Consider the following 2,171-nt stretch of genomic DNA (forward strand, 5'->3'; position numbering starts at 1 on the left):
CGGTGAAGAGGACGTCGTCGAAGCCGTCGAGCTGCGCGGCACGGCGATGGCGCAGCGCGTCGAAAAGACCCACGTGTTTGACCGCCGGCATGCTCCGGCGGTAGGCGACCGAACGGACGCGCAGCGGCGGCAACGGCGTGGCAGGCGCCGGCCTGATGTTCACCAGGACGTGCGGCTGCGCCCGCACGCCCGGATGCCCCACCTCGAGCGCCGGGTCGAAGACGGTTATCCGGACCACGCAGGAGCCCGTCCCGATGGGGCGTGTCGCCCGGCGGACGAGATGGCGGACCCTCTCGACGTCCAGGTCGGCGTCGAAGAGCAGCCCGCAGTCGTGGGCCAGCCGCTCCAGGTGCAGCGACAGCCCGCGCACCCGCTGGCGCTCGACCCGCATGGTCGTGAAGTGGCCGTAGTTCGTCAGCGCCAGCACGGCAAGATCATTGATGTCGGGCGGCGCGCCGTCCAGCTCCATCACGGGCAGCAGTCTCCCACCCGGCAAGCCGCATGATCGACGCACCGGGCCGTCCATGACAACAAGGCCTTCCCTGATGGAAAGAAGACTTTCCATCTCGCCGGCATCTTCGGCCTGACCATCGAGGAAATCTTCCTCTTCGACCGGCCAGGGACGGGAACCGGCACCGGCCCGCCCCGAGCCCCCCGCCCCGAGCCCGCTGGGCCCGGCCCCCGCGCATAATCCGCAACCGGTTCCCGGTGAATGTGACGGATATCGAATCCGGGCCGGTGCGTCCCGGGCGTGATGTGCCCCGCATCGCCGCGATCGCGATTACCCGCGGTTTGCCACGCGATTGTCTTAGATCAACGGACGTCGCCCAGCAGAGCAGACTCAGGGTAGGTGAAGGTCACAGTGGGTGAGGTCACAGCGGACCAGGAAAGCTCCGGCACCGGGAGAGCACAACACACAGCTCCCGGAGCGGTAACCGGCGAGAACCCCTGGCGATCCGTATCACGCCCAGCCCGGCGGGGACGGCGGCTGCGCGGCGCTGTCGCCGGCTGCGCGGTGATAGTGGCCGGAGCCGTCGGCCCGGCCTCCGGCATCATCGGCACCAATACCGGGACTGGCGGGCCGGGCGGCGGTGCGAACCCGCCGGCCGCCGCCCGGGCGGTTCAGACCTTTACCATTCCGCATGCTTTTACCGCCGCCGGCGGGCCGGTTCCCGCGCAGCTGTCGGCGGCCACCGACCGGGTGCTTCCCGGTGTGGTGAGAATTTTTTCCAGGATCACCTCGCGGAACGTCTCCGCCGCGGGCACCGGTATGGTGCTGAACTCCGCCGGTGAAGTACTCACCAACAACCACGTCATCGCGGACGCCGACGCCATCACCGTCACCGTCGCCAGCAGCGGCCGTTCCTACCAGGCGTCGGTCGTCGGGGCGGACACGACCGACGATGTGGCGGTCCTGCGGCTGTGGGGCGCCTCCGGGCTCGCCGCGGTCCCGATCGGCGACTCCTCACGGGCCGGGGCCGGTGACGCCGTCGCCGCCATCGGCAACGCCGACGGCGGGGCGCCCGAGGTCGTCTCCGGCAGGATCATCGCGCTCAACCAGAGCATCACCGCGACCGACTCCGACGGCGGCAACCCCGAGGACCTCTCCGGAATGATCAAAACCGATGTCGCCATCAGGCCCGGGTTCTCCGGCGGCCCGCTGGTCAGCGCGGCCGGTGAGGTCATCGGGATGGACACGGCGGCGACCGTCTTCAACGAGTACCTGCCGGCCGGGCTGCGGGCCGGATACGCCATCCCGATCAGCCACGCGATCTCGGTCGCGAGCTCGCTCACCACCGGGAAAAGCACCGGGAAAACCGCTTCCACCGCCGCGGCACACCTGGAGGGCGCCAGCGACGCTCGGAGTGGCATCGGCGTCACAACGGACGTCAGGCCGGCCCGCCTGACGTTGGGCGGCGGCTCCACGCGCGCCCCGGGAAGTGCTCCGCTCGCCGGTGGGCACGAGGCCGGCGGGCACGAACGCGACCGGAGTGCTGGCGTGCTGTCGTCGGCATCCGGCCTGTCGAGGACGACGGGCAGCTCACCGGCGGGCGCGCCGGGACCCGGTGCGCCACGACCCACGCGGCCCGCCCACCCGGCCCCGGAAGCCGCCCTGACCCGCCGCGGCAGGCGTCCCGCCAGGCCCCACCGCCCACGCTGACCCCGCCCAT

2 protein-coding genes are annotated in these 2,171 nt (G+C 71.3%); one reads left to right on the forward strand and one right to left on the reverse strand.

What is annotated here, in order from left to right:
- Positions 1-469: aminotransferase class IV (locus NBX02_RS12220; protein WP_250291395.1), on the reverse strand; the 469-nt coding region annotated here is incomplete at its 3' end.
- Positions 470-1,015: 546 nt separating this feature from the next.
- Between NBX02_RS12220 and NBX02_RS12225 the strand changes: the two genes are divergently transcribed.
- Positions 1,016-2,161 (forward strand): trypsin-like peptidase domain-containing protein, encoded by a 1,146-nt coding sequence (locus NBX02_RS12225; RefSeq protein ID WP_250291397.1) that lies wholly within the window; start codon positions 1,016-1,018, stop codon positions 2,159-2,161.
- The last annotated feature ends 10 nt before the right edge of the window (positions 2,162-2,171 follow it).

It is taken from the genome of Protofrankia sp. CiP1_Cm_nod1 (assembly GCF_920888515.1).
In the GTDB taxonomy this organism is placed as follows: Bacteria; Actinomycetota; Actinomycetes; order Frankiales; family Frankiaceae; genus Protofrankia.